At 42.9% G+C, this 5707-nt stretch carries 6 protein-coding genes; all 6 read right to left on the minus strand.

The window, feature by feature from the left end; translation table 11 throughout:
- Positions 1–75: 75 nt before the first annotated feature.
- Positions 76–381, minus strand: a complete 306-nt coding sequence (locus Enr10x_RS15475) for a hypothetical protein (RefSeq protein ID WP_145450582.1) — start codon at positions 379–381, stop codon at positions 76–78.
- 315 nt (positions 382–696) lie between these two features.
- A complete protein-coding gene (locus Enr10x_RS15480; protein WP_232093022.1) occupies positions 697–1854 on the minus strand; it encodes an IS256 family transposase in 1158 nt (385 codons plus the stop codon).
- Between the two features lie 277 nt (positions 1855–2131).
- Entirely contained in the window at positions 2132–2671 is a 540-nt protein-coding gene (locus Enr10x_RS15485; protein WP_145450583.1) for a hypothetical protein, read from the minus strand.
- A 92-nt stretch (positions 2672–2763) separates the two neighbouring features.
- Positions 2764–3324 (minus strand): hypothetical protein, encoded by a 561-nt coding sequence (locus tag Enr10x_RS15490; protein WP_145450584.1) that lies wholly within the window; start codon positions 3322–3324, stop codon positions 2764–2766.
- 47 nt (positions 3325–3371) lie between these two features.
- Positions 3372–4730 carry a hypothetical protein gene (locus Enr10x_RS15495; protein WP_145450585.1) on the minus strand — a complete coding sequence of 453 codons (1359 nt, stop codon included), beginning with the start codon at positions 4728–4730 and terminating at the stop codon, positions 3372–3374.
- Between the two features lie 432 nt (positions 4731–5162).
- Positions 5163–5429, minus strand: coding sequence for a helix-turn-helix domain-containing protein (locus Enr10x_RS30650; protein WP_145450586.1), 267 nt, complete (start codon positions 5427–5429; stop codon positions 5163–5165).
- Positions 5430–5707: the final 278 nt, after the last annotated feature.

The raw sequence follows: 5707 nt of genomic DNA on the forward strand, positions 1-5707 counted from the left end.
TTTTGCTCCTGAATATGCTGGTGGTTGAAACACATGCAGAATACAACAGCCGTCAAGGTGTATTTTGTGGGCCGGTTACCGCCTGGCAACGTAAACGAACAGCAGTGCGATCAGCCCATTCGCGTGAAACTGGTAGAACTTGTAGTGAATATCGTTGAGTACGTTGTACGCGCCGACATTGTCCTGGAATCGCGAGAAATCCCAGTTGGGACGAGGAATCCCGGTGTGATGGTGAATCGTATCGATCACCAGCCACCGCGCCGTACTTACCGTCACTCCGGCTGCGACGGACGCAAGAGTTCCGAACATGAACCCGCCGATGGTCGGCGTTGTGCCGGCGCCCGAAAGCCAGAGACGAACGGTCGCGGAAAAGTAGCTCACGCCCCACAGAACGATGAAGCCCGGTAAGACGAACGCGATCAGCATGCCGAAGCTGCCAGGGGATACATCCTTCATCGAATGAGTGAACAGTACCACCGTTCGAGTGCATCAGCAACTGACGCCCACGGGTCGATCAGTCATAGCAGGCCACCGCCAGCACATCTGGGCTGAAGGCCACATAAGCGACTTGGCCACATAACTGAAAAAATACTATCGAAGAATTGGTATGCTTTTGGGGACTGACGGATAAAGAATTGCCGATAAAGCAACAAACATTCTGTAAATTTCCGGGGCCTTCGGTCTCTGTGATCAGCATTAAATTGTCAGGTATCTCATGCCGGTTTCCCAGTCGTCGCTGAGTTCCACCAGGACCGCGGTCACCAGCCTCAGCAACGACTCCTCATTGGGAAACAGTCCCGCTACGCGGGTACGCCGTTTTAATTCCTTATTCTGCCGTTCCAGCATGTTTGTGGTTCGCATCCGCTTGCGATGACCGGCAGGGATGGTGAATACGGTCAGTCCTTCCGGGATGTTTTCTTCCGCCCAACTCGCCAGTTTCGGAGCTGTTTTTTCATGAGTGGAAACGAACCGTTTCAGTTCATTCAGCGCATCATCCAGGTCTCTGGCATTAAAGATATTGCGTAATTCTTCGCTCACCTGTTTGCGCAAATGAACCTTGGGAACGTATTGCATCGCGTTTTGCATCAAATGGAACTGGCAACGCTGCCAGGGCGTTCCAGCAAGCATGTTCTGTCGTGCCGCTTTCAGGCCTTCGTGTGCATCACTGACGATCAGCTTCACGCCATGCAGGCCGCGCTGGTTGAGTGAACCCAGGAATTCACGCCAATGGACTTCGGCTTCGGAGAGCGACACAGACACTCCGAGCACGCTCCGGTGACCGCTGGCCAGGACGCCGATCGCAATCAGCACGGCACAGTCCCGCACGCTGCCCTCCACGCGAACTTTTTCATAGCGGGCGTCGAGGATCAGGTATTCCACCTGCCCCAGCGGTCGATTACGCCACGTTTCCAGCTCTTCGTCGAGCAGTTTCGCTGCCCGACTGACCTGTGTACTGGTGACATCAAAGCCACAGAGTTCGGTGGTGATTTTGGCGACCTTACGGGTAGAGACGCCTTGAACATACATTTCAGCGATTGCCAGCTTCAGTGCGCGTTCAACTCCGTTCGCCGCGCTCCAGTGCAGAGGGATAAAAGTCGCCGTCGCGTGTCTGGGGCACCTGCAGTTCCAGCTTTCCGAGGCGACTTTGGAATTGATTTCGGCTTGAAACCCGTTGGCATAAGAACGGCGCGTTACGCTGCGTTGATACGGTTCGGCACCGAGGTATTCGGAACGTTCCAGCTTCATCGCTTCGTTGAACAGGATCTGGAGTGCTTGCGACATTTCATCGAATCCATGATCGGCCAGGAGCTGGACAGCGTCGAGAATGTTGTTAGATTGTTGTTGGTGGGCCATGGTTGGAGTTCCTTTTCTGTTGTGGAAAACATTAAAAAGAAACCGATCTGGCCCACCCTTTCAAGGGCTCGCCGGAGTGGTGCTTGTTATTTTCGCTACGCTCAAATAACAAGCACCACTCCGCCACACAGATAATTTACAGAAGAGATGTTACAGTAACGAATTGCCCTAATCAATAATCATGGGAGTTAGATAACCAATTGATACTTATTATATCGGAGAACCTAGTGGCCCGACCCAGTAAATCTGGTTCATCTAAAATATCATACTTCATTGATTATTGGATGCTGCCTCGTTCAGCGATTCTTCTTAATAGAAAGGCATTTACGTGTTTAGTACAAATCTTCTTTGCAATATTACAAGAACTATAATCTTCATCGCTATAATATTCCAAGTGTAAACAACGTCGCAGTGCAGCAGGAAATGTATTCACACGTCGATACTTCACATGGCTTAGTACAATAAGTTTACCACGAATCTGGGAATATTCAGAATACACAGAGATTTCTTCTCCAACACCTTTCGAGGTGTCGAGAGCAAAAATAATATCTGCTGCCGTAGCATGAGCTAGTTCTTCATCTATTAATGAAGGATAAGAATTACGGGTTTGTTTCCGAGCTTGTTTCTCTTCACTAAAAAAAACATCAGCCTCAGGGAATCTCTGTTGAAGTTCTCGCTTAATATCCTCTCTCTTTGAATAGTTTTTGTCTTTCTTCCCAGGCCCCCAGATAAGTATAACCATATCTTTCCCAATGAGATTTTTTTCAAGGGAAAGTAATCGAGCTTCTAATTGTTTCAGTTTTTGGTTTTGGGGCACAATAAGAAATCTTTATTGTAGAGTAGAAATAGAGAATTCATTGTGTTTGGAAGGAGTTTGGAAGTTAATTTAACAAATAGCTAAAATTACTATCAAAAAGTGGTCAAATCTAACCCTTTAAGAAAGTCGTTTCCTTCTTCTGTCATGGCCAAACCATCCTCTACCCACTCAACTATTCTGGCTGCATATAACAACGAGATAGTTTTATAAAATTCTGAGGAAGCATTCACAAATTTTGCCAATTCCGTAAGAGGTAGAATCCCATTATGAGATGATATCGCATCTAGTAACTTGATTCCATTGCTTCCGCTCTGCGCTAAATAACAATAATTTTCATGAAGTCGTCGTTTTTCAACTTCAGATGGATCTTCATAGTGTCTTAGCACTTCTTCATACTTAGCCTCAAAAGCAAATCTCTCGTCTAAGCACATTCGAAATCTTCGCTCATTTTCAACAATGATTGAGTTTAGTTCTTTGTCAAATTCTTTTGCAATGCGTATGAGTTGGTTGGTGGTTAAATTAATTGTTTCGTCGCTATCTGATAACACTACCCCTGCTCGTAAAAAAGCAGTAAATGTACGCGCAGAAGGGGGAAGATCAAATACATTCTGATCTGTGCCTTCCGAGTCAATAGAATTTAGATTAGATGACATGGTCGTTTTACCTTAGAGTATTGTCAGGTTTGATTCAAAAAAAAACGTTACTTTTTAGAATCTTCACTGAGTACTGTATTTCGTATTTTGTAATAAACAGGGATGATTTCTAGTAAATCTTGTAATAGTGTCGGCCATTCTTGTAGTGGCTTTCCGTGCCCCACGCGATTTCTCATTTCATGTGCACCCTCAAGGATCGTTATCCATTTTTCATTAAGGAGAGAAGATATGGCATTTTTCTTTTCAGAATCTACTTTACCCAAAAGGCTTAGTGAGTCTTTAAAGGTCCAGGTATTTTGAGAGAAATCATTCGGTATTTTTGTAGCATCCTTTAGCCTTTGAAAGTCGGATTTCATCCAATCTTTTCCATACAACTCTGACATTGTACGAGCAGTAAATTGAAAAAGGTGTGATTCAAGAGCAAACAAAAAAGTTGTTTTTTCTCGTAAAAGTTCATGGTCATTTTCTAAAACTGCCTGAATGATTTTTTTTATAATTTCTCGTTTATCAATTGAAATTATCTGGGAATTTTCTATTGCCGCATAGACTTCTCCCAGAGCTCTCTGTTGATTTTCAGGCAGTTCTCGTACTGAATTTTCGGAAAATTTCCAGAGTCCACACATACGTAGCAATGCTGGTTCAGTCTGTTCAAAATCCACAAAATCTGAATAATCACCAGTTGTTGAGGCAACCAGATGTGTTTCTGTTGTACAGTCTGCAGGTGAAATAAAATCAGGAATAGACAAAACAAACTTGCCTATTACTTCGTAAACGGATGTAGTTGCTTTTAATAAGTAATTACCTCCGGTTGATGTGTAAATCGATGAGTCTTCAAGCTCATTATATTCTCGAAAAGCTCTTTCAAGCTGACCGATAACAGCTTCCTTTGAGCTACCACCTCGAACTGATACTGAGACAAAAAATTTAATTTGTCCGTTTTCTTGAGTTCGGAGCCTTTTAGTGAAAAGAAGGTTCGCATTCTGTAGTCTGGTTACTATTGAATCCTTAGCTTCTGCTGTAGCAAGCCCTTCATCAGTCTGTGCGTTTTTAAGATCATCTCGACTGAAACTTTGAATTACACCAGGGGAGAGTCGCTGTTGATATCCGTCCCACCAAAGAAAAAAAGGTGGGTCTGTGCAAGTAAATACTGTAATTACAACAAGATCTTGGATCTCACCTAAAGCCTCAAGTACTGCATCTCGTTTCTCATGGCGAGCCCAAATACGAATTACGATGTCTACGGAACCAAAAACATGGTAATAATGAAATCCTTTAAGTTGTAAGTCATCAAGCACTTCTATTATTCGGGGTGGAATGTGATTCCTAAAATGATGAGGTTTTAAGAATATGAAACTCAATTGTTCGCCAAATAAGCGATGAACCTCAGGATGCCAAACTATTCGCACGGCCTTATCTTTCGTATCGACAAATCGGACAAATGAATAGTTTTCGTAAACCTAGCCAATAAAACTCAAAAAGATAATATAAAGCCTATCGGGCGAATGGTCAAATGTCTACAGTCGGGTTTCGGTGCATTTAATGATCTTGAAATTTATACATTGGTTTGAATAGATATTTCGAATTCATATCTGAATCTAGATACGTTTTGAGTCAGTCAGAATCTCTTATTGTTTGAAGCAATTAGCCATGTTATATGGATGTCGTAGCTAATTTCATCTAAATAATGTTATTTCGCGAATAATTTTGACAACTAATGTGGATTTTGTTTCATTTTTAGAAGAATTGTGAATCCCACGGTAGAATAACCTACACCAAATCTGGACTTAATTACTTTTTCAAACATTTAAAGTTTGCAGTAAGTATAATTCTCCATTGGACTAAAATTTCTTTTGATTTTGGTTCTGCTTCAATCTCGACTCGAGAGCTTTCACAAATTCCGGAAGTGTGGTCCCTAAAGCATGGCATATAGTCCGTAGCTGAATGATATCCATACGACGTTCTCCACGTTCGCACTTACTTACGAATGACTGGCTTTGCCCAAGCCGTTTTGCTAATTCGACTTGCGAAACTTTTAGCTGCTTTCGGGTTTCTTTCAGTAACCGAAGCAGGATTGAATATTCCTGGGTAAAAACGGACTTTTCCATATCGCCTCTTGAAATTAAGAAACACGAATCGTATAGTCCGTATTGGAATAGTCCAAAATGGACTATATTAAGATTCTGTGTCAACTGAGGAGAAAAGAGATGACTAACGGTGGCTCAAAAAGTCTGGAAGAGAAAAAGCAGGAACAGAAACAAGAGGCCAAACCTACATCTGAATCAAAATAGTGTGGTTTGAAGCTTGAGCGCATAGACGAACATTCCCGTTTATGCGCTCTTTCATGTTTCAGAATGTCGCACCAAATAAGGATGTTTTTTCGATT

This window comes from Gimesia panareensis (assembly GCF_007748155.1).
GTDB classification, from domain to species: Bacteria; Planctomycetota; Planctomycetia; order Planctomycetales; family Planctomycetaceae; genus Gimesia; species Gimesia panareensis.

Bases quoted from the DNA above. Each gene is read 5' to 3' on its own strand.
- Enr10x_RS30650 (WP_145450586.1), bottom strand. From the start codon at position 5,429: ATGGAAAAGTCCGTTTTTACCCAGGAATATTCAATCCTGCTTCGGTTA.
- Enr10x_RS15490 (WP_145450584.1), bottom strand. From the start codon at position 3,324: ATGTCATCTAATCTAAATTCTATTGACTCGGAAGGCACAGATCAGAAT.
- Enr10x_RS15480 (WP_232093022.1), bottom strand. From the start codon at position 1,854: ATGGCCCACCAACAACAATCTAACAACATTCTCGACGCTGTCCAGCTC.